The sequence below is a fragment of the Nonomuraea sp. NPDC051191 genome (assembly GCF_044455665.1).
Classification (GTDB): Bacteria; Actinomycetota; Actinomycetes; order Streptosporangiales; family Streptosporangiaceae; genus Nonomuraea.
The window spans coordinates 294,519-319,970 of the sequence record NZ_JBITEZ010000004.1 but is presented as its reverse complement, the minus strand read 5'-3'; the positions used below and the strand labels follow the sequence as shown (position 1 = coordinate 319,970).

The following is a 25,452-nucleotide window of genomic DNA, read 5'->3' as shown; positions in this document are numbered from 1 at the left end:
TCGACGCACCGATCGAGGAGGAACCTCATGACCGTCAACCCCGTCCCCGAGGGCTACACCAGCGTGACGCCGTGGATCATCTCGCGTGACACGGCAGGGCTGATCGACTGGCTCAAGGCCGCCTTCGACGCCGTGGAGCTGGGCCGGATGGCCGGCCCGGACGGCGAGGTCCAGCACGCCGAGGTGCGGATCGGCGACGCCGTGGTGATGATGTTCGACGCCCGGCCCGAATGGCCCGCGACCCCCGCTTTCCTCCGCCTGTTCGTGCCCGACGCCGAGGCCGTCCACCGCCGGGCGGTCGAGGCGGGCGGCACGTCCGTCACCGACGTGACGCACCTGTTCTTCGGCGACCTGGTCGGCCGGGTACGCGACCCCTGGGGCAACCTGTGGTGGATCCAGACCCACGTCGAGGACGTCTCCGCCGAGGAGGCGCAGCGCCGCCTGACCGACCCCGAGTTCGTCAAGGCGATGGAATACGTCCAGAGTGCGGACTTCTTCCCCGGGCGGTGAGCGCGGCGATGGCCGGGAGCGGGAAGAGCAGCAGGTAGAGGTTGGGGATCCACCAGGCGAGCGAGAAGTCGCCGCGCAGCGTCCAGAACGCGATCGCCATCAGCCCCGAGGCCATCGTCAGCACCAGCGAGACCAGCATCAACGGCTCGCCCGCGGGCCGGCCGCGACGCAGGAGCCACAGGCTGGTCAGGCCCGTGGCACTGGCCAGGAGGTCGATCCAGAGGAACGACCAGTTCCAGTCGACCATCAGCGGATCGGCATAGTCGGCGAAGGCCCACTCGGGCGGGATCAGGCCGAGGCCGGTGACCGTGAAGTAGGCCACGAAGCAGAGATCCGTCAGCAGCATCAACGCCTTAGTCGCGCGCAGCACGGTCGATGGCCTCCATCAGGTAGCGGCGAGTGGGTTCGTGCAGGTCGGGGCCGGGTTCGCTGAGGCCGAGCAGGCGGGCGGCCCACCATCCGTCCACGGCCAGCCGGACGGCGGTCGCGGCGGCCGGGTCGATGCCGTCGTCGGCCAGCCGGGTCTGCCAGGCCGCGAACCGCTCGCGCAGCGGCTCCAGCCCGGCCGGATCGACCAGCACGCCCGCCAGGAGCGCGGCGGTGACCCGGTCGGCCGGCGCGGACGCGGTGTGCCGTTCGGGGATCGTGGCCCGTACGTAGGCCCGCAGGAAGTCGCCCGGCCGGCCGCCCGCCGTCGCCAGCGCCGCGTCGAAGGCGTCGGTCAGCCGCGCGACCATGGCGCCGACCAGGGCCTGCTTGGTCGGGAAGTGGTAGAACAGGCCGCCTTTGGAGACGCCGGCCCGCCGGGCGACCGCCTCCAGCGTCAGGGACTCCGCCCCTTCCGTCAGCAGCACGTCGGCGGCGGCGTCGAGCAGCCGCTCCTTGGAACTCGGTCGTGGCATGACCGTTAATATACCGGCTGACCGGTACAGTTTCGAGTGTTGGATCTCGCGCATAACCACCTCCGGAATCCGAACCCGGCTGATCGGAGTGAGCCCATGGATCATGTCGCGCAGTTCAACAGGGAGGTCCGGGCGTTCGAGGCGGTCGCGCGGCGGGCGACCTCGTCGGGCGGCGCGCCCCTCGTGCCGTCGTGTCCCGGGTGGTCGGTCGCCGACCTGGTCATCCATCTGGGCGCGGTGCACCGGCACGTGCACGCGGTCGTCCGTGACCGCCTCCCCGGGCTGCCCGACCCGGGCGACCTCGCCGTCCTGGGGCTGCCCGCGGACATCGGCGACTGGCCGCACCCCGACCGCGCCCCCAACACCGGGCCGGTGCCCCCGGCCGTGCTCGACTGGTTCGCCGAGGGCGCCTCGCTGCTGGGGGCGCGGTTCGCCGCCGACGCCGTCACCCAGGTCTTCGAGGTGATGGCCCCCGCGCGCCGGTCCTGGACACAGGCCCCGCCCGGCACGGGCGAGCGCTACCTGTTCCGGCAGACGGACGGGCCGGGGACGTGGGCGGTGTGCTTCGACGGCGACGACGTCCGGCTCACCGGCGGCTCCGCGGGGGCCGTCGAGCTGGCCGGGACGGCCTCCGACCTGCTGCTGCACCTGTGGCGGCGGCTGCCCGCCGACCGGCTGGACGTGCGGGGCGACCGGGCCCTGCTCGACCGCTACTTCACGCTCGTCCCACCGGTGTGACCTGCGCCGGCCTCACGCCTCCTGGTCGAGCCGCTCGACGACGACCCCGCCCGGGTGCAGGGGCAGGCGCCGGCCGGACATGCGGTCCAACGGCAGCCGCACGAGCACCGGGTCGGCCAGCTCCGGCCAGGGCGCGCCGGTCAGCCGTTCCAGCCGCCCGGCCTCGTCCCGATCCCGGACGACCTCCGCGACCCCGGTCACCAGCACGCTCCACCCGGCCCGCATCGCCGGCTCCATGTCGTCGATCTCGAACGCCATCGGCACGTGATGCTCGATCGCCTCCAGGATGCGGCCCGGCGGGATCCTGAACACGACGGTGTCGGCGTCGAGCGTGAAGTTCACCGGCAGGACGATGATCGTGCCGCCCGGCCGCGCCCACGCCACCCGCCCCACGGGAACCGAGGACAACAAGGCCAGGCACTCCTCGCGATCCATCGTCCGGATGGCACCCAAATCCATGCCGTCCATCCTCTCACCTGGGCGAACGCCTCCTCTGGAGAGGCTCGCGGGCGGTGGCGAGCATCGAGTCGAGCGCCTTCTGCGAGGCGGCCAGGCGGCTGATCTCGCCGCTGATGCGGGCGCGCTCGCGGTTGAGGTTGTCCATCATCTCGGGGCAGGACGAGGGCACCATGTGGTCGCCGTCGTCGTGGACGCAGTGCAGCACCCGGGTGATGACCGACGTGGGCAGACCGGCTTCGAGCAGCGCGCGGATGTGGCGCACCTCCGCGACGTCCGTCTCGGCGTACTCGCGGTAGCCGTTCGGCAGGCGCAGCGGTTTGAGCAGGCCCTGGTCCTCGTAGTAGCGCAGCAGCCTGCGGCTCACTCCGGTCTGCCGGGCGAGATCGCCGATTCGCATGGGAACCTCCGGATTGACCTTCACATGGATGTGACCCTTTATCGTGCCCATTGTCGCCAATGCAGATGGGAGATGAAGGTGTCCGGAGCAGTGATCATCGGGGCGGGGCCGGGGATCGGGCAGGCGGTGGCGCGCCGGTTCGCCGCCGAGGGGTTGCCGGTCGGCCTGGTCGCGCGGAGCGCGCGGACCGTGGAGGCCGCGGCGGCGGCCCTGTCCACGTACGGCGTGCCGGTCGCCACGGCGGTGGCCGACAGCACCGACGAGGACGCGTTGCGCGCCGCGCTCGACAAGGCGGCGGCCGAACTGGGCCCGCCCGACGTCGTGGTCTACAACGCCGCGATCATCCAGGCCGACCGGCCGGGTGAGCTGACGGCGCGGGCCCAGCTCGACGCGTACGCGGTCAACGTCGTCGGCGCGCTCACCGCCGCCGCCCACGTGGCGCCGGGGATGGCGCGGCGCGGCGGCGGCACGTTCATCGTCACGGGCGGCATGCCGTCCCCCAAGCCGACGTACGTGAGCCTGTCACTGGGCAAGGCCGGCGTGCGGACCCTGGTGACGCTGCTCGACCAGGAGTACGGCGCGGACGGCGTCCACGTGGCCAGCGTCACCGTGGCCGGAGCGGTCGCCCCGGGCACCGACTTCGACCCCGACGACATCGCCGAGCACTACTGGCGCCTGCACACCCAGCCCCGCGCCCAGTGGGAACACGAGGCCCAGCACCTCGGCGCCTGACCCCTCACCAGGCGACGACCGGCGACCCGCCCTCGCCCGAGCGCTTCCCCGCGTCGATCCCCACGGACGTGGTGGACCCGTCGGCGAGGTCGACCCGGTGCGCCCGCCATCCGTACGTGTACAGCAGTTGCCCGCCGGTCCCGTCGACGCTGAAGTTGAGGCCCGCCGAGGCCCCCCGCGGCAGGGTCAGCCGCGCCACCACCTGTGGCCGCCCACCCTCCACCGGGACCCGCTCGACGTCGTGACCGGTGGAGTAGAGCAATGCGTCCCCGTCCGGGGTGAAGGCCACCGACTCGGGGATCCACACCGCCCTGTCCGGCGTGACCGGCCGCGACGCGGCGACCAGATCGGAGCCCTCGTTCCCCAGGTCGAGCACGCTGACGCCCCCTGGGAGCCTCGCCGTGGCCAGCCGCCGCCCGTCCGGGGCCCAGGCCAGGCCCATGACGTGGGTGTTCTCGCGGGTGACCCAGTCGCGCCGCCGCCCGGTGGCCAGTTCGAGGACCGCCACCTTGGTCCCGCCGCCGATGAGCGTGACGGTGTAGGCGAGCCTGGTGGCGTCCTGGCTGAGCGCCATCGCGGTCACCTGGTCGGGCTCGGGTTCCAGGGCGGGCACGAGCTCCGGCTCGCCGGGCCGTCCCCTCTCGTCGAGACGGATGCGGAAGAGCCGCAGGGGCGTGTCCTGCCCCGTCCATCCGGCCAGCACGAACGTGCGGTTGTCGGGGGCGGCGGCGACGAGGTGCCAGGAGGAGCGCACCCCGGGCGGCAGCGGCACGGCCGCCACGAAGGCGCCCGTCACGGCGTCGTTCACGGCGGGCGGCACCGGCGTGGCGTGCGCCGTCTTGGACGAGTCCGCGAAGGAGAAGATCGGCGTCCTGGCGGTGACGAAGAAGCGCGGCGGCCCGGTCGCCGTCAGGCGCTTGCCCGTCGCCATGGGCTCGGCCAGGGAGGTCGCCGGGACCAACGGCGGCGGCCGGAAGGACGACGGCGAGGGGGTCGACCCCGGCGACGTCGGGGAACCCGTGTCCACGAGGGGCATCGCCGGCGCCAGGCTGGACGACGGGGGCGCGGACGGGGCGTTCACCAGGGACACCCGCCGGGTCGCCGGGTCGGCGCAGGCGCCGGTCAGCGTGAGCACGATCAGGCCCGCTAAGGCCACCTCCGTACGGGATCGCATGTTCCGATCGTGCCACAGCGGCCGCTACCCGGCAGGCGGACCGGCGGCGATCGCCACCCGGTTCCAGACGTTGATGGCGGCGATCGTCCACAGCAGGTGGGCCAGCCGGGTCTCGTCGAAGTGCTCGCGGGCCGCGTCGAACACCTCCTCCGGCACCCCCGCCTCGTCGATCCTGGTCATCGACTCGGTGAGCGCCAGCGCCGCGCGTTCGGGCCCGGTGAACAGGGTGCTGTCGCGCCAGAGGGCGAGGGTGCGCAGGCGTTCCTCGTCCTCGCCCGCCTCCAGGGCGCGGCGGGTGTGCATGCCGAGGCAGACCGTGCAGCCGTTGAGCTGCGAGGCGCGCACCCGGACGAGCTCGGCGAGCGCCGGATCCAGCTCCCGGCTCGCGGCGGCGTCGAAGCGGGCCATCGCGGAGTGCACGCCGGGCGTGGCACCGTACAGGTCGATGCGCATCACGACGCCTCCAGGGGGCGGCGGCCCTGCACGGAGTAGATCACGCACGACGTGGCGCGGAAGTCCGGATGGGCCAGCAGGGCGCGCACGTCGGCGAGCTGCCGGTCGGTCAGGCCCTCCTCGGCGAACCGGTCGCGCAGGTGCCTGGTGTGGTGGGCGACCAGCCGCGCCCCCGGCGAGCGCGCGTCCCACAGCTCGACCCGGGGCCTGGGGTCGACGCCGGTCAGCCCGGCCCGCCGCATCGCGTCCGCCGCGTGACGTCCCCAGGCGACGTCCACCCCGGCGCGCGTCATCACGCGGATCTTGGCCCGCATGAACGTGTCGTAGAGCTCGGCCGCGCCCGGTCCGGGCATCAGCAGCCCCGGGCCGTACGTGATGTCGAACTCGTCGAGCTGCAGCACGCCGCCCGGCCTGAGCGCGCGCACCAGCCGGTCGAGCACGGCCAGCCGCTCGGGCAGGAGCAGCAGCACCAGCCGCGCGTGCACCACGTCGAACGCGCCCTCCGGCAGCGGGTCGCGGACGATGTCGTGCCGGACCACCTCCAGCCCGGGGGCGATGGGCTCGAAGGCGGGCTCGATGTCGGTGGCCAGCACGCTCCCGGCGGACCCGACGCGACGGGCCAGCCACTCGGCCACGCTGCCGCCGCCCGCGCCCACCTCCAGGCACCGCATGCCGGGGCCGACGCCCGCTTCGGCCAGGCGTTCCAGGGTCATCGGGTCATAAGCCTGCTCCAGGCACCGGTGCTGCTCGGCGACGTGGTCGCGGCGGTCGCCGAACATGTAGGCCGTCCGGCTCATCGGCTGCTCCTCATCGGGCTGCGGGGGACGGGCACCGCCGACTGCGCGGCCAGGCGGGCGAGGGTGGCGGCGCACACCTTGCCGGTCGGGCCGAGCGGCAGTTCGGGCAGCCAGAGGAAGCGTTCGGGGAGCTTGCGCCGGTCCAGCCCGCGTTCCTCGCGCAGGTAGACGATCAGCTCGGCCGGGGACGGCGGTCTCGCGCCCGGCCGGGGCGACACGCAGGCGCACATGCGCTCCCCCAGGTCGTCGTCCGGCACCGGGACGCAGAAGGCGTCGGCGACGTCGGGATGGGCGCTGAGCTCGCGTTCGACCTCGGCCGGGGAGATGCTGAGGCCGCCGCGCATCACAACGCGCTTGATCCGGTCGAGCACCCAGAGCGTGCCGTCGGGGTCGAGACGGCCCAGGTCGCCGGTGCGCACCCAGCCGCCGGGGGCGCGGTAGCGGTCGTCCAGGTCGGGGGCGGCGACGTAGCACAGGGGGGTCATCGGGCCCAGCGCCCAGATCTCGCCCGCCTCGCCCGGCGGCGCCGGATGCCCTTCGGCGTCCCGGATCGTGATCTCGGCCACGGCCGGGTCCGGGGTTCCGGCCAGGCCGGGGGCCCACCGGTCCGGGGTGCGGCCGGTGTGGCAGTTGACGCCGTCGGTGGAGCCGTACACGTTGACCAGCGGCACGCCGAAGCGGCGGGCGCACGCCTGCCTGGCCTCGCCGTGCAGGGGCTGGGCGCTGGTGACGACGCGGCGCAGCGACGACAGGTCGGCCTCGGCGGCCGAGTCGGCCATGCGGCTCAACATCGTCGGGACGCCGTACAGGTGGGTGGGGCGGTGCCGCTCGACGGCGCGCAACGCGTCGGCGGCGTCGAAGCGGGCGCGCAGGACGAGGGTGCCGCCGTGGCGGGCCAGCAGGACGGAGGTGCCGCAGGAGCCGTACGAGGAGGCCAGGGAGACCAGCAGCAGGTTGCGGGTGGGCCCGTCCTCGCCCAGCACGGCCCGCAGGTAGGCGCCCCGGCCGCCGGCCATGGCGTTGTGGGAGTAGGCGACCATCTTCGGCTCGGACTCGGTGCCGGAGGAGAGCAGGATGCGGGCGGGCCACTCGGCGGGCGGGCACGCGGGCCGCCACGCGCGCACGTCCTGCTCGTCCACCTGGTCGAGCGAGCGGGTGCCCGGCGTGGGCGCGCCGAACGTCCACGTCTGCTCCAGGTACGGCAGCCCGGCCCGCAGCCCCAGGGCCAGCTCGGGCACGGTGATCAGCGCGGCCGCCCGGGAGCGGTTCAGCAGGCTCGTGATGTCGCGCTGCCCCCGCGTGTGCGGGATCGGCAGGGCCACCGCGCCGACGGCGGCCACCGCCAGTTCGGCCACCACCGCGTCGCGCCCGTTGGGCAGCAGGACGGCGACGATGTCGGCCGGCCCACGCCCGGCGGCGGTCAGGGCGGCGGCGGCCCGGCGCACGCGGGCGTCCAGGGCGGCGAAGTCGAGCGAGCCGGTCTCGTCGGCGACCGCCTCACGCTCCGGCGTCCGCCGTACGTGCCGGCTGAACAGGCTGTACAGGTCCAGGTCGGGGCACAGGCCGCGGGCGGTCCATTCCGCGCGCACGCTCCTGGGTACGCGGTCGGCCAGGACGATCCCGTTGGCGGACGTCCAGGGCAGGGGGTCGGTACGCATTCAGAGGGCCTCCTCGTGTCGGTGGGCTGGCACGAAAGTCCAGGGGGCACGGCTGTAGGCGGCTTGGGGGGTGCGGTCGAGCACGCCGTCGAAGGCGGGGTCGTCGGCCATGGCGGCCAGATCCGTCACGGGGGTGACCCGCGGACCGGCCGGAGCCCTCCCCGGCGGGGTGGCGCGCAGGAGGCGGGCCGCGTCGATGAGCGCCGTGGCCGCGCGCACCCCGGCGCCGCTGCGGGCACGGGCCACCAGGGCGGCGACGACGGCCTCGGCGCTGATGAGCGCGCCCAGCACGTCGGTGAGCGTCATCAGGGACGGCGCGGGCCGCTCGCCTGGTCCGGCCAGCAGCGCCGCCACCCCGCTGTACGCCTGCACCAGGTAGTCGGTGCCCATGGGCTGCGGCGGAGGCAGCGCCTCGGCCCAACCCCCGGCCTGCGCGTACACCAGGGACGGCCGGACGGGCGCGAGGTCCTCGTGGTCCAGCCCGTACGCGCCGGCCCGTCCGGGGGGCCAGTTGTGCAGGAACACGTGCGCGCAGGCGATCAGGCGTACGGCGGCCCGGCGGCCCGCGCCGGACTTGAGGTCGGCTTCGAGGGCACGTTTGCCCCGGTTGAGCGCGAGGAACCGGGCCGAGGTCGGCCCCGCCATCGGCGGCACGCCGCGCAGCGGGTCCCCGCCGGGCGGCTCCAGCCGTACGACGTCCGCGCCGAGCAGCCCGAGCACGTGCCCGGCGAGCGGCCCCTGCACCCGGTTGGTGGACTCCACGACGAGCAGCCCGGCCAGCGGGCCCCGGGCGTCCCGCGCGAGCGGCGGCAACCCGGACGGTTCCCCTGCGACGCCGGTCAGCTCGCGCAGCCGCCACGGGGAGGCGGGCGAGGGCGCCAGCGGCGCGTCCGCGTCCCGGACGGGGAGCACGCTGACCCCGGCCTCCGCCGCGGCCGCCACGACGTCCCGGTACCGGGCGGCGGCGGCGGTCTCGCCCAGCGCCGGCGGCAACGTGCAGGTCGCCGTCGCGAACCGCTGCTGGAACGGCGGCCAGCCCGCCGCCACGGCCTTCGGCTCGGCGTCCAGCGCGGCCCAGAACAGCCGCCAGCGCTCCGCGTCGAACGTCTCGATCTCGAACGGCACCCCGTCCGCCGACCGGAACGGCGGCACCCGCCCCTCCCCCGAGCACGCCGTGCGCCCCGGCGTACCGAGGACGGGCGGGTCGGATCGCTCGCAGGTGGCGACGGCGATGTACTGGGTGAGCGCGAGCAGCGCCGCCTGCGCGACGGACGTGCGCGCCGCCAGGGCGGGCCCGCCGCGCAGCAGCGCGAGCAGGACCGCCGTGAGCGCCTGGGCGGTGAGCACCCCCGCGCACACCGACGCGTAGTCCAGCCGCAGCGCCCGTGGCCCGCCGGTGGCCCGCCCGTGCACGTGGGCGATCCCGCAGGCCGCCTGCACGTCGCGCTCGCCCGCCATCGGCACGCCCACCGGCCCCGACCAGCCGATCCCGCACTCCGGCAGCGCCTCCCCCGGCATGCCGAACGGAGCGGACGCGACCCCCAGCCACCCGGCGGGGGCCCCGGCCGGCGGCGGCGCGTCGTCGAACCGGACCTCGCAGCCCAGCGCGTACAACCGCTGGACGGCCACCCGCAGCGCGACCGACTCGCCCCGTGCCCGCACGACCACCCCCGCCAGCGGCCAGGCGGCCACGTCCCGCTCGCCGGCGGCCCGCGGCCCCGGCGTCACGTCCAACGCCCTGTGCCGTACGTGTCCGGGGTCTCGCCCAGCAGTTCGCGCAGCGCCGTCCTGCGGACCTTGCCCGTACCGGTGCGGGGGACCTGATCCCAGGTGATCACCACGGGGTCGGCCAGCTCGGGCAGGTCGGCGACGGCCCGCCGCCACGCGTCGCGGTCGAGCGTGCCGTCCTCGGTGACCACGACCGGCACGGAAGGCCGCCCGGGAACGCCCAGGATCACGCACTCCAGCACGCCGGGCAGCCGGTCGTCGATCACGTCCTCCAGCTCGACGCAGCTCACGCCCGGGATCGTGTCGGTCTCCCGGTCCACGAACCGCACCCGCCCGGTACGGCCGATCGCCCCCAGGTCGCCGGTGTGCCACCACTGTCCGAGCCGCTTGCCCAGCCAGCGTTCCTGCTCCCCGACGTACCCCAGGCACAGGGCCTTGGTCCGGCAGACCACCAGGCCGCTCGCGCCGCGCGGCACCGGACGCAGCGTCTCGCGGTCCACCACCCGCAGCCGGGTGCGCGTGGGCACCGGGCGTCCGAGGTCGCGCGTGGTCGGGTGCCGGGTGTCGCCGTCGGCCAGGGACCTGCGGGTGAGCAGGCGGAAGGTCAGCGGCCCGGTCTCGCTCTGCCCCCAGCCCTGCATCCACACCGGCCGCCGGTGCCGGGTGGCGTCCAGGAAGGCTCGTACGGTCGGCGGGTGCATGGCGTCGAACGTGCTGACGAACAGGCGTACCCGCGCGAACGGGCCGCCGTCGCCGAGCGTCCGCCGCTGCCATCGCACGTACGTGGCCGGCAGCGCCTCCAGCGTCGTGGGCCGGTGGCGGGCCAGGAACGGGCCGGCCTCGTCCCAGCCGGGGGCGGAGACGGCCAGCAGCTTGGCGGGGCCCAGCCACAACACGCTCGCGGTCCAGGCCAGCGCCCGCCCGTGGGCGAAGGACATGGCGCCGGCCACGACGTCGTCGGGTCGGCTGCCCAGCACCGGCCACCGGTGGGCCTCGAACCCGGCCAGGCGGCGCAGCAGCGTACGGGTGGAGTGCACGACGAGCTTGGGCACGCCGGTCGTTCCCGAGGTGTGCATGACGGCCAGCGGGTCGTCCAGCGCGGGCCGGTGCACCGGCGGCACGGCCCAGCCGCGGACGTCGTCCAGGGACAGCAGCCCCTCCGCCGGGCCGTCGACGACCAGGACGCGGGGCGCCTGCCAGGCCACGCCGGGCAGGGCGGCGAGGGCGGAGTCGGTGACGAGGAGCGCGGGCTCCAGCCGTTTCAGCAGGATCTCCAGCACGTCGGGCGCCAGGTGCGCGGACAGGGTGGCGGGCACCGCCCCGATGCGCGCGGCGGCGCAGGACAGCAGCACGTAGTCCCAGTGGTTGCGCTTGACGATGGCGACCCGGTTGCCGCGGCGCGCGCCGGCGGCGGCCAGCCAGCCGGCGGCCTCCCGGACCAGCTCCGCCAGGTCCGAGATTTCGAGATCGGTGCCGAGATGGGGGGCGATGTCCAGGGGGCGGCTCAGATGCACGCCGGTCCTGCGCCCGCGCTCGGCGAGGTCGTCGAAAAGGGTGCCCAACTCGATGGGCCGGGTGAAGAAGGCCATCTGCATTCTCTCCATGCGCGTACGTCCATGACAGGCGGCGTCTTGACGGGCGGGCGCCGATGACGGGCGGTGTCTGTGGCGGGCGGTTGTCTGTGGCGAGCGGTTGTCCGTGACGAGCGGTGTCTGTGGCGGGCGGTGTCTGTGGCGGGCGGTGTCTGTGGCGGGCGGTGTCTGTGGCGGGCGGTGTCTATGACAGGCGGGCGAGCACCCGAGCGGCGGCCCGTTCCGCCGCGGCGACCGCGCCCTCGCTGCACGGCCACAGGGAGACCCAGTCGCCCGCGTAGTCGACCGCCGATCCCGGACGCCCCTCGAACGCCGTCCGCAACGCCAGCGCGCGCGGCGTCGCCTCCGGCAGCCCGTACGGGAACCGGTGCACGTGGAAGCGGGCCACCCGGCAGGCCAGGCCGGGGACGAACCGTTCGGCGCGCCCGACGAGCTGGTCGGCGATCTTCTCGTCGCTCTCGCCCATCAGCGCGGCGGTGCCCCGCGGCGAGGTGATGAGCGAGATCAACCCGGTGCCGGCGGGAGCGCGGCCGGGGTGCTTGTGATGGTCCACGGTGATCACGTTGAGCACGGGGTCCTCGACCGCGGGCACCAGCGTGGCGAACCCGCGCCAGCCCGGCGCCGCCGGCCGGGAGAGCACGAGACTGAGCCGGAGCATGGGCGCGTACGTGCACGCCTCCAGGTACGCGCGCTCCTCCGGCGGGGCGCCGGGGTGCAGGCGGGCCGCCACCGGCGCGGGAACGGCCAGGACCGCCGCCCGCGCGGTCACGCTCCCCCGCGGCGAGTCCAGCCGCACCCCACCCGGGCACGTGACCACGCCCGTCACCTCGTGCCCGGTGACCACGTCGAGCCCGGCGGCGAGGACCCGGGCCAGGGTGTCCATGCCGTCGCGGTAGGTGTGCCAGGTGTTCGTGCTCCCGGCGGTCGTCAGGTGCTCGGCGAACACGGCGGCGGACGAGCGCCCGGCGTCCCAGCCGAAGAACCCGGCGACCAGCGGCTCGATGAGGAATCCGCGCAGGTCGGGATGGTATTTCCGGATCAGGTCGGCGACGGTGGCGGCGGGGTCGGGGCGGTGGCGGGCCAGGCGGAGCAGGAGGCGCGCCAGGTCGAGCCGGGCGCGCGGCGGCAGGCCCGCGCCGGTGAGCAGCCCGAGCGGGCGGCCCACGTGCGGGTGGACCCGCCCGTCCCGCCACACGCCGACGGCGTCGCGCACCCTCGGCACGGCCGCCGCGTCGAGACCGACCGCCTTGATCAGCCGCCAGGTGGCCGGATAGCCGTCGGCCGACGGCAACATCTCGGCGCCGGTGTCGATCAGGCAGCCGCGCGCCCGCAGGGTGCGCATCCGCCCGCCCACCTCCTCGGCCGCCTCCAGGACGCGGACCGCGAACCCGGCCCGGTCCAGCGCGTACGCGGTCGCGAGGCCCGCCGGCCCGGCCCCCACCACCGCGACGTCCACGTTCATGCCAGGACCAGGTTGGCCAGGATCAGCACGCCGACGGTGACCCGGTGGGTGCGGATCGCCACGCGCCGGGCCCGCAGGACGTCCCCGCGGACGAACCCGATCACGAGCTGCGCCACGCGAAGGGAGACCAGCGGCACGAGCACGCCCAGGAACCACCCGGGCGCGACCCCGGCGGCCACCGCCCATCCGACCACCAGGCTCTCGGCCGCGGTCACCGCGGTGACGAAGGCCGCGTTGACCCGCGGGGACGTCCGGGCCGCGACGGTGAACCGCCCGGCCTCCCGGTCCCCCCGGGCGTCGTTGGTGTTGGAGTACAGACCGAAGATCATCGGCCCGAGGCCGAACAGCACCGCCTGCACCGCCACGAACCCGCCGGCCTGCCCCGTCAGCAGCCCGTACGGCACCAGCACCCACCCCACGCCGAGCCCGACGAGGAACAGCTCCTGGAACCCCCGGTAGCTGAGCTTGAGCCCCCACGAGTACTGCACGGCCGCGACCACGCACGCCGCCGCCGTCACGACCACCCACGCGGGCCGGTACGGGGCGGCGGCCACCACCGCGGCCCAGAGCACGACGCTGATCGCGGTGGCCGTCCAGGCGAACCGCAGCGCCTGCGGCTCGGTGAGCGTGCCGGCGACCAGCGGTTTGCGGGCCAGCCTGCGCCGGGCCGCGTCGGAGGAGTAGTTGGCCGCGTCGCTGCCGTCGCGGTGGCCGGTGATGTCGTCGAACCCGACCATCGCGGCCACCACGACCGCCTCGGCGATGAGCACGGCCAGCAGCAGGCCGACCGGGTACGGCTGCCACCGCCCGGCCGCCGGCAGCAGCGACCACACCAGCGGCAGGCCCAGGTAGTAGTCGTAGATGTCGAGCTTGGCCAGCCGCGCGTAGGGCCCGAGGCCGCGGGTGACCACCTGGTCGGTCATGGGTTCTCCTGCGGGGAGCCGTGGGCGAAGGCGCAGACCGCGTCGGCGATCCGTTCGACCTCGGCGTCGGCGAGCCGCGGGTGCAGCGGCAGCGACAGGTTGCGCCGGGCGGCCGACTCGGCCACCGGCCAGGACGCGCCGGGCGGCGCGAACCGGGCGAAGGCCGGCTGGGCGGGCAGCGGGCGCGGGTAGTAGACGTGGGTCGCGATGTCGCGGGCGGCCAGGTGGGCCGCCAGCGCGTCCCGGCGCTCGGTGAGCACGGTGTAGACGTAGTGGAACCGCCCGTCCCCTCCGACGGGCGGTGCCACGATCCCGCGTTCCACCAGGGGCGCGAAACGGCGGGAGTAATAGGAGGCGATCTCGGCCCGGCGCGACAGGCGGTCGTCCAGGCCGGTGAGCCGGTGGAGCTGGAAGGCCGCCATCACCTCGTCGAAGCGGCTGTTGTAGCCGACGCGGTGGTGGTGGAAGCGCCGCGCGGCGTCCTGCCCGTGGTTGCGCAGCACCCGTACGTGCGCCGCCAGCGCCGGGTCGTCGGTGATCACCACGCCGCCCTCCCCCGGCATGCCGAACGTCTTGACCTGCACGAACGAGTAGACGCCCGCGTCCCCCCACCGCCCGGCCGGCCGCCCGCCCAGCGTGCCGCCCTGGGCCAGCGCGGAGTCCTCGACCAGCCGCAGGCCGTGCCGGTCGGCCAGGTCGCGGAAGCGCGGCATGTCGGCCATCACGGAGAACATGTGGGCGGGCATCACCGCCTTGGTGCGCACGGTGACCAGCGACTCAGCCGCGGCGGGGTCGGCGGTCAGCGTCACGGGGTCGATGTCGGCGAAGACCGGCCGCGCTCCGGCGCCGACGACGGTGGCGGCCAGCGGGGCGCAGCCGAAGGCGGGCACCACGACCTCGTCGCCGGGGCCCACGTCCATGGCGGCGAGCAGCAGGGTGAGCGCGGAGGTGCCGCTGGAGCAGGCCACGACGTCGGCCGCGCCGAGCCGGCCGCGCAGCTCGCGTTCCAGGCGGGCGGTGTGCTCGCCCAGGATGAACTTCTGGGCGTCGCCGGTGCCGACGGCGTAGACCGTCCTGAGCAGGGTCGCGCGGTCGTCCTCGAAGAGGTCGGCGGCGAAGAAGGGCACCCGGCTCATGCGCGCCGTCCTCGGTAGAAGCCCGCGATCTCGTCGCACACCCGGTCGGCCTCGGCGTCGGACAGATCGGGGTAGAGCGGCAGGGCGAGCGCGCGCTCGCAGGCCGCCTCCGCCCTCGGGAAGTCGCCCCGGACGTGGCCGAGGTGGGAGAAGCAGGGCTGCAGGTGCAGTGGGAGCGGGTAGTAGATCTCGGTGCCGATGCCCGCGGCGGCCAGGTGCGCCGCCAGGGCGTCGCGGGACTCAACCTCGACGAGGTAGACGTAGCAGACCCGGTTGCCGCCCGGGTGCGGCGGCACCGCGCCCGGCACGGCCAGCACGCCGGGCAGGTCGCGCAGCCGGACGTCGTAGCGGGTGGCCAGCTCGGACCTGCGGGCGATGTCGGCGTCGAGCCTGGCGAGCTTGGCCAGCAGGACGGCGGCCTGGAGGTCGTCCATCTTGCTGTTGCAGCCGGGCAGGACGGTGGGGTTGGCGATGCCCGGGAAGTGGTCGAGGGTGCGGCCGCCGCGGCCGTGGTGGCGCAGCGCCCGCGCGGTGTCGGCGATGTCGTCGTCGTCGGTGAGCAGCGCTCCGGCGTCGCCGATGGCCCCGAGGGTCTTGGAGGGGAAGAACGACAGGACGCCGCCCGCCCCGACGAGCCCGGCGTGCGTGCCGTCGAGGCGCATGCCGATGGCCTCGGCGCTGTCCTCCAGCACGGTCAGGCCGCGCCGCCGGGCCACCTCGCACACGCCCCGCAGGTCGGCCAGGCGGTCGAACAGATGCGCCGGCATGACCATGCGGGTGCGCGGCCCGGCCACGGCGTCGACGGAGGCCGGGTCGACGCCGTGGCCGCGCTCCTCGATGTCGGCGAAGACCGGCACGCCGCCGGCCAGCACGACGGAACTGGCGGTGGCGATGAAGCTGTAGGCGGGCACCACGACCTCGTCACCGGGACGCAGACCGGCCGCGCGCAGCAGCAGCACCAGCGCGTCGGTGCCGGAGTTGACGCCGACGACGTGCGTGGCGCCGGTCCACAGGGCGAGCCGTCGTTCGAGCTCGGCGACCTTCGCGCCGTGGGAGAACTTGCCGCGGTCCAGCACGTCGACGCAGCCGGTGCGGATCTCCTTCCACAGCCGGTCGAACGTCGCCGCCTGGGAGAAGAAGGGGATGGGAGCGGCGGCGCGGGGCGGCGATCCCCCGGGCGGAGAGAGTGTTGTCTCCAAGGTTCCCGTCCTGGTGCGGTGGTGGGCGGGGCCGCCCGGGGATGCGGCCCCGGACGGCCCCCTTCGGGCGGAGCCGCCCGGGGACACACGGCCCCCGGACGGCCCTCTCGGCAGAGCCGCCCCGGAGACAGCGGCTCTGGGCGACCCTTCGGCCTGCTCCGGCCTAGGTCACCTGCCGAGCAGAGGGATGTCGTTCTTGCCGAGGTGGTAGTCGCGGACGGCGTCGACCAGCTCGGAGACGGACAGTCTGCCGGTGCCGTCGGTGTCCATCTGCCGGAACGCCTCGTCGGCGACGTGGCCGTCGAGGCCGATGGCCGAGAACCACTTGGCCATCTCGGAGGAGTCGACCTCCCCGTCGTCGTCGCGGTCGAGGACGTTGACGATCGCCTGGATGGTCGGGCGCACGACCTGGGCGAAGCCGGCGTCGCCGCGGCTGATGATCTCCTGTTCGGCAGCCCGGACGAACTGCTCCTGGTTGAGCCTGGACGCGCCCACCGCCCCGGCGAGGTGGTCGAACATGGCCAGGTACGCCTGCTTCAGCTGCTGCGCCTGTGGCGTCCCCTGCACGCCCAGGCCCTCGATGATGCCGTCGGCCTCGTTCTCGAAGTCGGAGCGCTCGATCGCGCCGGAGCCGTCGTTGTCCCAGAGGCGGAAGCGCTCTTCCAGCCGGCTGGTCGTCTTGGTGCCCGCAGCCATTGTCTGTCCTTTCGTGACACGCGCCCGCCCGCCGTCGTGGGGATCATCGGGGGGAGGGACGCGACCTCTAGTGGGAGTCCGAAACGAGCGATTCCCACTACTGTGCGCAATCAACAGATTACCCTGTGTGACTATTGGTAAACCAGAGGTCACGGAAAGTAATCGAAACTCTCTAGAGCAGCGGCCAGCGGAACACCCGGGCCCCACCCTCCTCAGGGTCGCCGGGCAGGGGCTGGCTGAACACCAGCGGCTCGCCCGGCATGAGGCCCAGCTCGCGGCCGGTGGCCGCGGGGTCGGCATGGATCAGCACGTTGTAGTGGTTGGGCAGGTGGCAGCCGTCGAAGCCGAGCAGCACCCCGACCCGGCGTCCGCCGATCCACACCTCGTCGCCGCGGTCCAGCACGCCGGCCGCGACGATCTCGGCGAACCCCAGGAAGGCGACCCGGTCGATCCTGGCCCCCGCGTCGGTCTCGGTGTGGTCGGTGGCCACCAGCTCGTGCACCTCGCCGGCGCGCACGCACCGGCTGGCGTGCGGTTCGAGCAGCATGCCGCGGTCCTGCCTGCGGTGCACCAGCACCTTCAGCAGCGTGCCGGTGACCGCGGTCTTGGGGCCGTCCTCGTCGGGGTTCACGCGGCCCCCCGTCCGGCGCCGGCCTTCTCCAGGCGGTAGACGTCCTCGACGAAGCGCAGGGCGGGCAGGCCGCCCTCGCCGTCGGGGGTGCCGTAGCGCACGCAGCGTTCGAACGCGGCCAGCACGCCCTCGTACTCGTGCCACAGGGAGTTCTTGAAGCCCGCGTGGCCGGCCAGCATGTCGGCGTACAGGGCGCGGCCGTCGGCCAGGCGCAGCTCCAGGTCCTTGCGCTCGCCCGGGTAGGACCAGTCGAGCAGGATCCGGGCGCGGGCCGCGCCCGCGCGCAGCTCGACGTCCGCCTGCCGGTCGACCCCCGCGGCGTCCCGGTCGACGTGCGCGGAGACGACGTGCGCCGGGCCGAGCAGCAGGTCGACCAGGTCGAACGCGTTGGGCCCGTTGTCGGCGACGCAGCCGCCGCCGCAGCGCCGTGCGTCCAGGTACCAGGAGTCGCCGCCCGCGTGGTCCTCGATGCGTTCCAGGTAGCGCACGGTCAGCTCCTCGACGCGGGCGCCCGCGCACGCGGCGCGCAGCCGTCCGACGGCGGAGTTGTAGCGGCGGTGGAAGGCGGTGAACAGCGGCACGTCCGAGCCGGTGGCCAGGTCCGTGAGCCGCCTGCCCTGCGCGGCGTCGAGGGCGAGCGGCTTCTCCACGCAGACCGGGATCCGCCGCGCCAGCGCGTCGGCGCAGACCCGGGCGTGCAGGTCGTTGGGGACGGTGACCACGACGGCGTCGGGCCGTTCCTCGTCGAGCAGCCGCAGATGGTCGCGGTAGGCGGGGACGCGGTGACCCTCCAGGGCGCGCGGGTCGGTGTCGCAGACCGCGACCAGCCGCAGGCCGGGCGAGGCGTGCAGGGCCGCCAGGTAGAACCGCGAGATCACGCCGAGCCCGATGACGGCGACCCGCAGCCGGGCGCTCACCGCTCCACCACCAGGGCGGGGGCGTCGAGTCCGGTGGCGGCGGCGAGGGCGGCCAGCTCGTCGTACAGGTCGGCGCCGAGCGGGACGCCCGAGCGCCGGTGCTCCTCGGCCCGGCGATGCTCGTGCCAGCCGGGATAGCTCACCGGCAGGCCGGAGCCGGCGGGCGGGCAGCCGAGCAACGCGCCGAACAGCGTGGCCGCGTCGCCCTCCAGGCCCTCGCGCAGCACCCCCGGCGCGATCGCCAGGGCAAGGAAGCCGATGTCGTCGTCGCGCCCGCTCGGGCCGCCGTCGCCGTCGTACGCGTCGGGGTGGGCGCCGAGGCCCGCGCCCGGCACCAGCGCGGCCAGCACCTCGACCGCCACCCCCAGCCCGAAGCCCTTATACTGCCCCGCCTCGCCGCCGAGCCAGAGCAGGTGAGCCCGTCCCTCGTCGAAGGCCGCGGCGTCGGTCACGGGAGCGCCGTCCTCGTCGGCCAGCACCCCTTCGGGCAGCTCGTCGCCGTGCCGCGCGGCCTGCCTGACCCGTCCGGTGGGCATGGCGGTGGTGCTCATGTCCAGCACGAACGGCGGATGCCCGCCGGCGGGGGCGGCGACGCTGATCGGGTTGGTGCCCAGCATCGCCACCGCGCCCCCCGGCGGTCTGGCGATGCGCTGGCGGCCGCAGTTGCTGGCGATGACGCCGACCATGCCGTACTCGACCGCGCGCAGCGCGTGGTGGCCGGCGCAGCCCAGGTGGGTGCCCCCGCGTACGGAGACCAGGCCGACGCCGTACGTCGAGGCCCGCCCGGCGGCGATCTCCATGGCCAGGCCGGCGGCCCACAGGCCCAGCGCGCGGCCGGCGTCGAGGAGCACGGCCGCGCCCCGGTCGGCCAGCACGGACGGCTCGGCCAGCGGGTCGACCCGCCCCTCGTCGAACAGCGGCAGGTAGAGCCGGGTCAGGTTGGCCAGCCCGTGGGAGGTCATGCCGACGAGGTCGCCGTAACACAGTGCGGCGGCGGCCTCGCGGGCGCGTTCGGGGGCCAGGCCGCGGGTGGTGAACACGGCGGCGACGAAGTCCAGCAGGTCGTCGTGGCGCACCCGTACGGCCGCCCGCTCCTGTCGCGGTGCGGCCCTCGGGACCGGCGGGTACGGATGCGCGGGCGGTGCGTCCGTCGCGGGTGAGGCAGTGGGGTTCATGCTCCTCGTCCAATCCTGTCGTCGGTGAAGGCGATCATCAGGCGGGCCACGGCGGCGGCGAACCCGGCGAGTTCGTCGGCCCGCGCGAACTCCCCTTCGGCATGGGCGTTGTTGCCGGCCAGGTCGCCCGGCCCCAGGACGACCGTGCAGGCGTCCTCGACGCCCGCCATCCAGATGGCGTCGCAGGTGAACGCCGGCTCGCCGGCGGGCCAGGGCGGGATCCCGGCCCGGTCTCGCAGGAGCGCGTGCCCCCACGCGTCGCGGTCGTCGAGCACGGGCAGGCCGCGCTTGCGCCACTCCAGCCGGGTGACGGCCCTGGCGTCGCGGGCGGTCCTGGCGAACAGGGCGGTGCCGCCGAAGGCCGCCGTGAAGGCCGCGAGGCCGTCGTCCAGGGCGCGGGTGAGGTCCTGTTCCAGGCGCCGTCCGGTGGCGGGGGTGGCGTAGGGCAGGTTGAGCAGGAGGGAGCCGCGGCCGTACACCTGGTTGTGGCGGGTGCCGGTGTGCAGGCCCGCCACACACACGGTGTCCGGGTCGAGCGCCCTGGCCAGGTGCTGGGCCAGGAAGCCGAGCAGGACCGTGGCGTTGTGCCCGGCGGCCGGCCGGTCGTCCACGGCGTGCTCGCCGTCCACCACGATCCGGGCGGTGGCGGCGGCCGTGCTGCGCGGCAGGAACCGTACGCCTGTGGGCTCGCAGAAGACGTTGAGCCGCCCGACGTAGCCGCGTTCGACGAGCGGGCGGGTGCCGAGCACGCCCATGGCCCCGCCCTCCTCGCCCGCCACGGCCTGGATCAGCACGCCGACCTCGCGCCCGATGGCCGGCCGGCGGGCGCGCGCCGCCCGCAGCCCGGCCAGCAGCGCGACGGCCGGGCCCTTGGCGTCGATCGCGCCGCGGCCGTGGAACCGCTCGCCGTCGAACCTGGCCGCCTGAAGGCCGGCGACCGTGTCGAGATGCACGTTGAACATCACCGTGCGGGACGTCGGCAGGCCGGGGCCCAGCCGGAGCACCAGGCTGGGCTGGGCGTCCAGGAAGCCGGGCAGGTCCAGGGCCTCGCGCACGGGCGCGGGGACGTCGGCGCGGTGCAGCTCGGCCGGGCGCACGCAGGTGTGCCGTACGGTGCGGAAACCGAGCGGCGCGGCGGCCCGCGCGTACTCGTCCTGGGCCTGGCGCAGCCGCGGGCGCGGACCGGCCGGCCCGGTCTCCAGCGGGCCCGCCGTGGGCAGCCGCAGCAGCCTCAGCAGCAGGTCGCGCTCCGCCGCGTCGAGGGGCACGGCGTCAACGTCCATCGACCTGCCCCACCAGCCGTTCCAGCGCCCGCCCGTACCGGACGAACGCGGCCTGGTCGCCGCGGCCCGGGTCGTCGAGGTGGGGGCGCAGCCGCAGGTGCGGCTCGATGGACAGGGCGCCGGTGTAGCCGTGGGCGGACAGCAGGCGCAGGCACTCGGCGACGCCCGCGCGTCCCTCGCCGGGCAGCACGTAGACGACCTCGCCGCTGGGGCCGGTGACGGCGTCCTTGACGTGGACGTGCGCGACGTACGGGACGACCTCCCGCAACATCGGGGCCGCCGGGTAGCCGTGGGCGACGCCGTTGCCGATGTCGAACAGCAGCCGCAGCGCCGGGCTGCCGATCCCGGTCACCAGGTCCAGCATGCGGTCGGCGCGGTCGCCCGCCCAGCCGGCGCAGTTCTCGTGGACCAGCAGCAGGCCGGCGTCCTCGGCCCGGCGGGCCAGCTCGCGCAGCCGGTCGCGGACCCGCCGCCCCCACTCGGGCTCGGCCAGCCCGCCCGAGGGGAAGGACATGATCCGCACCAGCCGCGTCCCCAGCGCCGGGCAGCGGCGTGCCAGCACGTCGAGCTCGGCGAGGTCGAGCGCGAAGTCGCCGGTCACGGGCCGCGACCAGTCGCCGATCTTCGAGGCGACCGCGACGACCTCGGCCCGCGCATCGCGCAGCCGCCGCGCCGCGCGCAGGAACGCCGCCTCGCCGAGCCCGGCCACCGGCACGCCGTCGATCGTGCGCAGCTCCAGCCGGTTCCAGCCCAGCTCCCCCACGGCGGCCAGCTGGCCGTCGAGGTCGGGGGCGGCCTCGTCGCCGATGCCGGCCAGCTCAGGTGGTGCCTGCACGCGGCGCCTCCTCAGGCCCGGGCTCGTGCGCCGCGCACAGGTGCTTGGCCTCGGTGAGCAGCCGCACGGCGTCGACCTGGACGGGCAGCGCGCCGGGCGAGCAGCGGGCGCGGGCGTAGCGCCGGTAGGCGGCCAGCAGGAAGGCGGGCAGGGCGTCGTCGGCGAACACCGAACGGCGCTCGCCCTCGGCCGTGGCCACCCTGAGCTGGGCGGTGTGGTCGGCGTCGCTGCACGGGTAGTGGCCGGTGAGCGTGCCCCGCTCGAAGTGCAGAGTGATGCGCCGCTCCCGTACGGGTGAGGTCAGGTCGGAGTCGATCTCCGTGCGCACGCCGGAATAGTGGTCGAGCCGCAGCCTGGCCCGTCCGAGCCGGGGCAGGCGGTGGCGTTCGGTGACCATGTCCTCCCAGGACGCCTCGGAGATCCGGGCGCCGCCGGCCAGGCTGAGCACCACGGCGAGCGCGTGCGGCACCTCGATGTCGAAGGCCGTGGTGGCGTCGGGACGCGCGGCGCTCCGGGTGAACCTGGGCTTGTTCTGCACGACCCGGATCTGCCTCAGCGGGCCGAACTCCTCGGCGTGCATCGCCGCCCGGAGCCGGCCGGTGAGCGTGCTGTCGAGCCAGTGGGTGGCGACCGTGAGGTCGAGGTTCCAGCGCCGGCGCACCCGGGCCACGGCCGCCAGCCCGACCAGGTCGAGCGCGAGCGGCTTCTCCACGATGAACTTGCGGTAGCCGAGCGGCGCCAGCCGGGCCAGCATCCCGGCTCTGACGTGCGGCGGAGTGCACAGGTGCACGACGGTCCGGTCGGGGGGCGCGAGCGCGGCGGCCTCCTCGGGCGACCCGGCCGGCACGGCTCCCCGTACGCCGCCGGGCGGCAGGAGGGGGTCGAGGACGACGACCGGGCCGGGCGCCAGCAGCCCCGGGGCCGCCTCGCGCACCTTGGCCAGGGAGGGCAGATGCAGCCCTGCGCCGGATCTGCCCATCCCGACGATGAATGCGTGCAACATGCTGGAGAGCGCCTCTACTCCGTCGCGTGCTCGGCTTTCCGGCCCGTACTTTTCTCACTGGAAGGACGACCTCATTTGGCGCTGCCATTGTCGAATAACTTACCGTGACATGTCAATTACTTTAAGTTACGACGACCGGCTCTGACCAGCACGACCGGCTACCGGGACACGAGGTCGCGCAGCGCCCGCGCGATCTCGGCGGGAGACTCCTCGGCCATGAAATGTCCGCAGGTGACCGTGTCGTGCCGCAGGTCGGGTGCCCAGGCCCGCCACAGCGCCGCGGCGTCGTAGCCCAGGGCGGCGCCCCAGTCCTGCTGGAGCACGGTCACCGGCATGCGCAGCCGGTTGCCCGCCGCCAGGTCGGCGCGGTCGTGCTCGACGTCGATCCCGGCCGAGGCCCGGCAGTCGGCCACGATCGACGGGACGGCGGCCCGGCATGCGTCTAGGTACACGGCCCGTACCTCGGCCGGGACGGCCGCCGGGTCGTTGATCCACAGGTCGAGGAAGTGGCCGAAGAAGGCGTCCGGGCTCGCGCCGATGAGCTGCTCGGGCAGGCCGGGCGGCTGGGCCATGAGGTAGAGGTGGAAGCCGACGGCGGCGGTGACGCCGCGCATGACGTCCCACATGTCGAGGGTCGGCAGCACGTCGAGGCAGGCCAGGTGGGTGATCGCGGCCGGGTGGTCGAGGCCGGCGCGGAAGGCGACCAGGGCGCCGCGGTCGTGCCCGGCCAGGGCGAAGCGCTCGTGACCGAGCGCCCCGGCCAGGGCCACGACGTCGGCGGCCATGGTCCGCTTGGAGTAGACGGACGGGCCGGTCTCGGCCGGTTTGTCGCTGGCGCCGTAACCGCGCAGGTCGGGGCAGATGACGGTATGGTCGGCGGCGAGGTCGGCGGCGACGTGCCGCCACATCAGGTGGGTCTGCGGGAAGCCGTGCAGCAGGACGATCGGGCTGCCCGAGCCGCCGACGGCCGCGTGGATCGTGACGCCGTCGGCGACGGCGACACGGCGGTGGTCGAATCCGGGGATGTTCATGATGGTGCCCTCCTTCGTGGGTGACCGGGTCGGTTCCCAGCGTGCCGGGGGCGGATGAGCATCCGGTGAGCAGAAAGGATGGGGGGCGTGTTCGGGGTGCTGGGGCCCGTGGTGGCCTGGGACGACGAGGGCGAGCCGATCCCGCTGAAGGGGCCGCGGCATCGCGCCGTGCTGGCCCGCCTGATCGTCGCCCGGCGCCGCGTCGTCCCGGTGACGCGGCTGGTCGAGGACCTGTGGGACGATCCGCCGCCGGACGCGGTGGGCGCGGTGCGCACGTTCGTGGCCGCCCTGCGCCGGGCGCTCGAACCCGGACGCCCCCCGCGCGCCCCCGCCCGGCTGCTGGTCACCGAGGGCCCCGGGTACGCCCTGCGCGCCGCCCCCGACGCCGTGGACGCCTGGCGCTTCGAGCAGGCCGTGACCGGCGGCCCCCCGGAACCGGCCCGGCTGGAGGAGGCGCTCGGCTGGTGGCGCGGCCCCGCCTACGCCGAGTTCGCCGACGAGGACTGGGCGCGCGCCGAACGTGCCCGCCTGACCGAGCTGCGGCTGCACGCCGTCGAACGCCGGGCCGAGGCGCAACTGGCACTGGGCCGGGCCGCGGAGGCGGTCCCCGACCTGGACTCGCACGTCGCCGAGCACCCCTGGCGCGAGGACGCCTGGCGGCTGCTCGCCCTCGCCCTCTACCGCACCGGGCGCCAGGGGGACGCGCTGGCCGTGCTGCGCCGGGCGCGGACGCTCCTCGTCGAGCAGCTCGGCGTGGACCCCGGGCCCCGGCTGCGCCGCCTGGAGTCGGACATCCTGCACCAGGACCGCGGGCTCGCGGCCCCCGCCGACGCCACGGCCCGGGTGTGGGCGCAGGCGGCCGAGGCGTACGACCGCACGGTGGGGGCCGGGGCCCGGGCGCGGCTGGAGTCGACGGTCGGCCTGCTGCGCAACCTCGCGGTGACCGGGGGCGGCGGCCTGGAGGCGGCGCGCGGGCATCGTACGGCGGCCATCGAGGCGGCCGAGGAACTGGGCGATCCGGAGCTGACGGCCCGGGTGATCGGCACCTACGACGTGCCGGCCGTCTGGACCCGGTCGGACGACCCCGAGCAGGCGTCCCAGGTCGTCGCCGCGGCCGAACGCGCCCTGGACGCCCTGCCGCCCGGCGCCCCCGAGGCGGCGCGGGCGCGGCTGCTGGCCACGATCGCCGTCGAGTCGCGCGGCACCCGTTCGGCCCGGGGACGGCGGGCCGCCGCCGAGGCCGAGCGGATCGCCCGCCGCCTGGACGACCCGGCGCTGCTGGCGTTCGCGCTCAACGGGGTGTTCATGCAGGCGTTCGAGCGGGCGGGGCTGGCCCCCTACCGGGACGGGATCGGGGCCGAGCTGGTCGCCTTGTCGTCGCGGCACGGGCTGGTCACGTTCGAGGTGCTGGGGCATCTCGTCCGCGTCCAGGCGCGCGGGGCGCTCGGCGACTTCGGGACCGCCGACCGGCACGCGGACGCCGCCGACCGGCTGGCGGAACGGAACGAGCTGCCGCTGGTCAGCGTGTTCACCGAGTGGTACCGGGTGTTGCGGGGGGCGGCCTCCGGGCGGGTTCCCGCGGCCGAGGAGGAGGCGGCCTACCGGGTGGCCGCCGCGCGGCTGGACGACGTCGGGATGCCGGGGTTGCGACAGGGGCTGCTGCCGCTGGCGCTGCTGTCCGTACGGGTGCGGCACGGCCTGCCCGTCCTCGGCGGGGAACCCGTGGAGTGGGGGCCGTACGAGCCGTGGGTGCGGCCCCTCGTCCTGCTGGACGAGGGGCGGGGCGCCCAGGCTGCCGAGGCGGTCGGCCTGGTCCCGGAGCCGCCCCGGGACCTGCTGTTCGAGGCCATGTGGTGCCTGGTCGCGCGGGCCGCGGTCGCGGTCGGCGACCGGCGGACGGCGGCCCGCGCCCGCGAGGCCCTCACCCCCGCCGCGGCGGAGCTGGCCGGAGCCGGCAGCGGCCTGATCACGCTGGGCCCGGTCGCCGACTTCCTCACCGCCCTCGGCACCTGATTTCCTGC

Annotated in this window: 26 protein-coding genes; 4 read left to right on the top strand and 22 right to left on the bottom strand. The window is 75.2% G+C overall.

From position 1 onward, the window contains the following. Window positions 1-27: 27 nt before the first annotated feature. Window positions 28-510 (top strand): VOC family protein, encoded by a 483-nt coding sequence (locus tag ACIA8R_RS13260; RefSeq protein ID WP_397038391.1) that lies wholly within the window; start codon window positions 28-30, stop codon window positions 508-510. On the opposite strand, the gene ACIA8R_RS13255 is transcribed toward ACIA8R_RS13260, so the two are convergent. After that, on the bottom strand, window positions 461-880 hold the full coding sequence (locus ACIA8R_RS13255; protein ID WP_357696101.1) for a DUF5360 family protein: 420 nt from the start codon (window positions 878-880) through the stop codon (window positions 461-463). The two genes, ACIA8R_RS13260 and ACIA8R_RS13255, sit on opposite strands and share 50 nt — an antisense overlap. Then, the gene (locus ACIA8R_RS13250; protein WP_397038389.1) at window positions 864-1,412 is read right to left on the bottom strand and encodes a TetR/AcrR family transcriptional regulator; all 549 of its coding nucleotides are present in this window, start codon (window positions 1,410-1,412) and stop codon (window positions 864-866) included. Before ACIA8R_RS13250 ends, ACIA8R_RS13255 begins: the two co-directional genes overlap by 17 nt. Window positions 1,413-1,508: 96 nt before the next feature. Here ACIA8R_RS13250 and ACIA8R_RS13245 point away from each other — a divergent pair, with 96 nt between their 5' ends. After that, complete coding sequence (locus tag ACIA8R_RS13245; protein ID WP_397038387.1) at window positions 1,509-2,150, top strand: maleylpyruvate isomerase N-terminal domain-containing protein; 642 nt, start codon at window positions 1,509-1,511, stop codon at window positions 2,148-2,150. Between the two features lie 12 nt (window positions 2,151-2,162). Here ACIA8R_RS13245 and ACIA8R_RS13240 read toward each other — a convergent pair whose 3' ends face one another. Both ACIA8R_RS13240 and ACIA8R_RS13235 read right to left on the bottom strand, forming a co-directional pair. After that, window positions 2,163-2,609 (bottom strand): pyridoxamine 5'-phosphate oxidase family protein, encoded by a 447-nt coding sequence (locus ACIA8R_RS13240; protein WP_357696107.1) that lies wholly within the window; start codon window positions 2,607-2,609, stop codon window positions 2,163-2,165. A 13-nt stretch (window positions 2,610-2,622) separates the two neighbouring features. After that, the gene (locus tag ACIA8R_RS13235; protein ID WP_364101691.1) at window positions 2,623-3,006 is read right to left on the bottom strand and encodes a MerR family transcriptional regulator; all 384 of its coding nucleotides are present in this window, start codon (window positions 3,004-3,006) and stop codon (window positions 2,623-2,625) included. A 72-nt stretch (window positions 3,007-3,078) separates the two neighbouring features. Here ACIA8R_RS13235 and ACIA8R_RS13230 point away from each other — a divergent pair, with 72 nt between their 5' ends. Next, window positions 3,079-3,738, top strand: coding sequence for an SDR family NAD(P)-dependent oxidoreductase (locus ACIA8R_RS13230; RefSeq protein WP_364101688.1), 660 nt, complete (start codon window positions 3,079-3,081; stop codon window positions 3,736-3,738). A gap of 4 nt (window positions 3,739-3,742) precedes the next feature. Here ACIA8R_RS13230 and ACIA8R_RS13225 read toward each other — a convergent pair whose 3' ends face one another. From ACIA8R_RS13225 to ACIA8R_RS13140, 18 genes are all read right to left on the bottom strand, one after another. Continuing rightward, window positions 3,743-4,912, bottom strand: coding sequence for a WD40 repeat domain-containing protein (locus tag ACIA8R_RS13225; protein ID WP_397038384.1), 1,170 nt, complete (start codon window positions 4,910-4,912; stop codon window positions 3,743-3,745). A gap of 24 nt (window positions 4,913-4,936) precedes the next feature. After that, a complete protein-coding gene (locus tag ACIA8R_RS13220; protein ID WP_357696656.1) occupies window positions 4,937-5,365 on the bottom strand; it encodes a carboxymuconolactone decarboxylase family protein in 429 nt (142 codons plus the stop codon). Next, window positions 5,365-6,162, bottom strand: a complete 798-nt coding sequence (locus ACIA8R_RS13215) for a methyltransferase domain-containing protein (RefSeq protein WP_364101683.1) — start codon at window positions 6,160-6,162, stop codon at window positions 5,365-5,367. The genes ACIA8R_RS13220 and ACIA8R_RS13215 overlap by 1 nt, the downstream gene beginning before the upstream one ends. Next, window positions 6,159-7,820 carry a class I adenylate-forming enzyme family protein gene (locus ACIA8R_RS13210; protein WP_397038382.1) on the bottom strand — a complete coding sequence of 554 codons (1,662 nt, stop codon included), beginning with the start codon at window positions 7,818-7,820 and terminating at the stop codon, window positions 6,159-6,161. The genes ACIA8R_RS13215 and ACIA8R_RS13210 overlap by 4 nt, the downstream gene beginning before the upstream one ends. Next, the gene (locus tag ACIA8R_RS13205) at window positions 7,821-9,548 is read right to left on the bottom strand and encodes a CoA transferase (protein ID WP_397038380.1); all 1,728 of its coding nucleotides are present in this window, start codon (window positions 9,546-9,548) and stop codon (window positions 7,821-7,823) included. Continuing rightward, on the bottom strand, window positions 9,545-11,152 hold the full coding sequence (locus ACIA8R_RS13200; RefSeq protein ID WP_364101674.1) for a class I adenylate-forming enzyme family protein: 1,608 nt from the start codon (window positions 11,150-11,152) through the stop codon (window positions 9,545-9,547). The genes ACIA8R_RS13205 and ACIA8R_RS13200 overlap by 4 nt, the downstream gene beginning before the upstream one ends. 172 nt (window positions 11,153-11,324) lie before the next feature. After that, window positions 11,325-12,602 carry a protoporphyrinogen/coproporphyrinogen oxidase gene (locus tag ACIA8R_RS13195; protein ID WP_397038378.1) on the bottom strand — a complete coding sequence of 426 codons (1,278 nt, stop codon included), beginning with the start codon at window positions 12,600-12,602 and terminating at the stop codon, window positions 11,325-11,327. Then, a complete protein-coding gene (locus tag ACIA8R_RS13190; RefSeq protein ID WP_397038376.1) occupies window positions 12,599-13,525 on the bottom strand; it encodes a UbiA family prenyltransferase in 927 nt (308 codons plus the stop codon). Before ACIA8R_RS13190 ends, ACIA8R_RS13195 begins: the two co-directional genes overlap by 4 nt. Continuing rightward, the gene (locus ACIA8R_RS13185; RefSeq protein WP_397038374.1) at window positions 13,522-14,661 is read right to left on the bottom strand and encodes a DegT/DnrJ/EryC1/StrS family aminotransferase; all 1,140 of its coding nucleotides are present in this window, start codon (window positions 14,659-14,661) and stop codon (window positions 13,522-13,524) included. The genes ACIA8R_RS13190 and ACIA8R_RS13185 overlap by 4 nt, the downstream gene beginning before the upstream one ends. Beyond that, window positions 14,658-15,860 carry a DegT/DnrJ/EryC1/StrS family aminotransferase gene (locus tag ACIA8R_RS13180; RefSeq protein ID WP_397038372.1) on the bottom strand — a complete coding sequence of 401 codons (1,203 nt, stop codon included), beginning with the start codon at window positions 15,858-15,860 and terminating at the stop codon, window positions 14,658-14,660. Before ACIA8R_RS13180 ends, ACIA8R_RS13185 begins: the two co-directional genes overlap by 4 nt. Before the next feature lie 168 nt (window positions 15,861-16,028). Beyond that, a complete protein-coding gene (locus tag ACIA8R_RS13175) occupies window positions 16,029-16,556 on the bottom strand; it encodes an EF-hand domain-containing protein (RefSeq protein WP_357696130.1) in 528 nt (175 codons plus the stop codon). A 172-nt stretch (window positions 16,557-16,728) separates the two neighbouring features. Then, window positions 16,729-17,187 (bottom strand): DUF6917 domain-containing protein, encoded by a 459-nt coding sequence (locus ACIA8R_RS13170; RefSeq protein WP_357696132.1) that lies wholly within the window; start codon window positions 17,185-17,187, stop codon window positions 16,729-16,731. Continuing rightward, window positions 17,184-18,104 carry a Gfo/Idh/MocA family oxidoreductase gene (locus ACIA8R_RS13165; protein ID WP_364101659.1) on the bottom strand — a complete coding sequence of 307 codons (921 nt, stop codon included), beginning with the start codon at window positions 18,102-18,104 and terminating at the stop codon, window positions 17,184-17,186. Before ACIA8R_RS13165 ends, ACIA8R_RS13170 begins: the two co-directional genes overlap by 4 nt. Continuing rightward, a complete protein-coding gene (locus tag ACIA8R_RS13160) occupies window positions 18,101-19,279 on the bottom strand; it encodes an Ldh family oxidoreductase (RefSeq protein ID WP_397038369.1) in 1,179 nt (392 codons plus the stop codon). The genes ACIA8R_RS13165 and ACIA8R_RS13160 overlap by 4 nt, the downstream gene beginning before the upstream one ends. After that, entirely contained in the window at window positions 19,276-20,562 is a 1,287-nt protein-coding gene (locus ACIA8R_RS13155; protein ID WP_364101655.1) for a M20/M25/M40 family metallo-hydrolase, read from the bottom strand. Before ACIA8R_RS13155 ends, ACIA8R_RS13160 begins: the two co-directional genes overlap by 4 nt. Further along, window positions 20,552-21,397, bottom strand: coding sequence for a sugar phosphate isomerase/epimerase family protein (locus ACIA8R_RS13150; protein ID WP_397038367.1), 846 nt, complete (start codon window positions 21,395-21,397; stop codon window positions 20,552-20,554). The genes ACIA8R_RS13155 and ACIA8R_RS13150 overlap by 11 nt, the downstream gene beginning before the upstream one ends. Beyond that, window positions 21,381-22,400: an oxidoreductase gene (locus tag ACIA8R_RS13145; RefSeq protein ID WP_357696141.1), complete on the bottom strand. Its 1,020-nt coding sequence runs from the start codon at window positions 22,398-22,400 to the stop codon at window positions 21,381-21,383. The genes ACIA8R_RS13150 and ACIA8R_RS13145 overlap by 17 nt, the downstream gene beginning before the upstream one ends. 158 nt (window positions 22,401-22,558) lie before the next feature. Then, complete coding sequence (locus ACIA8R_RS13140) at window positions 22,559-23,431, bottom strand: alpha/beta hydrolase (protein ID WP_364101651.1); 873 nt, start codon at window positions 23,429-23,431, stop codon at window positions 22,559-22,561. A 78-nt stretch (window positions 23,432-23,509) separates the two neighbouring features. On the opposite strand from ACIA8R_RS13140, the gene ACIA8R_RS13135 reads away from it, so the two are divergent. Beyond that, on the top strand, window positions 23,510-25,444 hold the full coding sequence (locus ACIA8R_RS13135; protein ID WP_397038364.1) for a BTAD domain-containing putative transcriptional regulator: 1,935 nt from the start codon (window positions 23,510-23,512) through the stop codon (window positions 25,442-25,444). Window positions 25,445-25,452: the final 8 nt, after the last annotated feature.

Coding starts and splice junctions, on each gene's coding strand:
- ACIA8R_RS13250 (WP_397038389.1), bottom strand. CDS start 1,412: ATGCCACGACCGAGTTCCAAGGAGCGGCTGCTCGACGCCGCCGCCGAC.
- ACIA8R_RS13145 (WP_357696141.1), bottom strand. CDS start 22,400: ATGTTGCACGCATTCATCGTCGGGATGGGCAGATCCGGCGCAGGGCTG.
- ACIA8R_RS13245 (WP_397038387.1), top strand. CDS start 1,509: ATGGATCATGTCGCGCAGTTCAACAGGGAGGTCCGGGCGTTCGAGGCG.
- ACIA8R_RS13260 (WP_397038391.1), top strand. CDS start 28: ATGACCGTCAACCCCGTCCCCGAGGGCTACACCAGCGTGACGCCGTGG.
- ACIA8R_RS13210 (WP_397038382.1), bottom strand. CDS start 7,820: ATGCGTACCGACCCCCTGCCCTGGACGTCCGCCAACGGGATCGTCCTG.
- ACIA8R_RS13240 (WP_357696107.1), bottom strand. CDS start 2,609: ATGGATTTGGGTGCCATCCGGACGATGGATCGCGAGGAGTGCCTGGCC.
- ACIA8R_RS13190 (WP_397038376.1), bottom strand. CDS start 13,525: ATGACCGACCAGGTGGTCACCCGCGGCCTCGGGCCCTACGCGCGGCTG.
- ACIA8R_RS13230 (WP_364101688.1), top strand. CDS start 3,079: ATGAAGGTGTCCGGAGCAGTGATCATCGGGGCGGGGCCGGGGATCGGG.
- ACIA8R_RS13140 (WP_364101651.1), bottom strand. CDS start 23,431: ATGAACATCCCCGGATTCGACCACCGCCGTGTCGCCGTCGCCGACGGC.
- ACIA8R_RS13235 (WP_364101691.1), bottom strand. CDS start 3,006: ATGCGAATCGGCGATCTCGCCCGGCAGACCGGAGTGAGCCGCAGGCTG.
- ACIA8R_RS13160 (WP_397038369.1), bottom strand. CDS start 19,279: ATGAACCCCACTGCCTCACCCGCGACGGACGCACCGCCCGCGCATCCG.
- ACIA8R_RS13215 (WP_364101683.1), bottom strand. CDS start 6,162: ATGAGCCGGACGGCCTACATGTTCGGCGACCGCCGCGACCACGTCGCC.
- ACIA8R_RS13175 (WP_357696130.1), bottom strand. CDS start 16,556: ATGGCTGCGGGCACCAAGACGACCAGCCGGCTGGAAGAGCGCTTCCGC.
- ACIA8R_RS13135 (WP_397038364.1), top strand. CDS start 23,510: ATGGGGGGCGTGTTCGGGGTGCTGGGGCCCGTGGTGGCCTGGGACGAC.
- ACIA8R_RS13225 (WP_397038384.1), bottom strand. CDS start 4,912: ATGCGATCCCGTACGGAGGTGGCCTTAGCGGGCCTGATCGTGCTCACG.
- ACIA8R_RS13200 (WP_364101674.1), bottom strand. CDS start 11,152: ATGGAGAGAATGCAGATGGCCTTCTTCACCCGGCCCATCGAGTTGGGC.
- ACIA8R_RS13155 (WP_364101655.1), bottom strand. CDS start 20,562: ATGGACGTTGACGCCGTGCCCCTCGACGCGGCGGAGCGCGACCTGCTG.
- ACIA8R_RS13220 (WP_357696656.1), bottom strand. CDS start 5,365: ATGCGCATCGACCTGTACGGTGCCACGCCCGGCGTGCACTCCGCGATG.
- ACIA8R_RS13195 (WP_397038378.1), bottom strand. CDS start 12,602: ATGAACGTGGACGTCGCGGTGGTGGGGGCCGGGCCGGCGGGCCTCGCG.
- ACIA8R_RS13185 (WP_397038374.1), bottom strand. CDS start 14,661: ATGAGCCGGGTGCCCTTCTTCGCCGCCGACCTCTTCGAGGACGACCGC.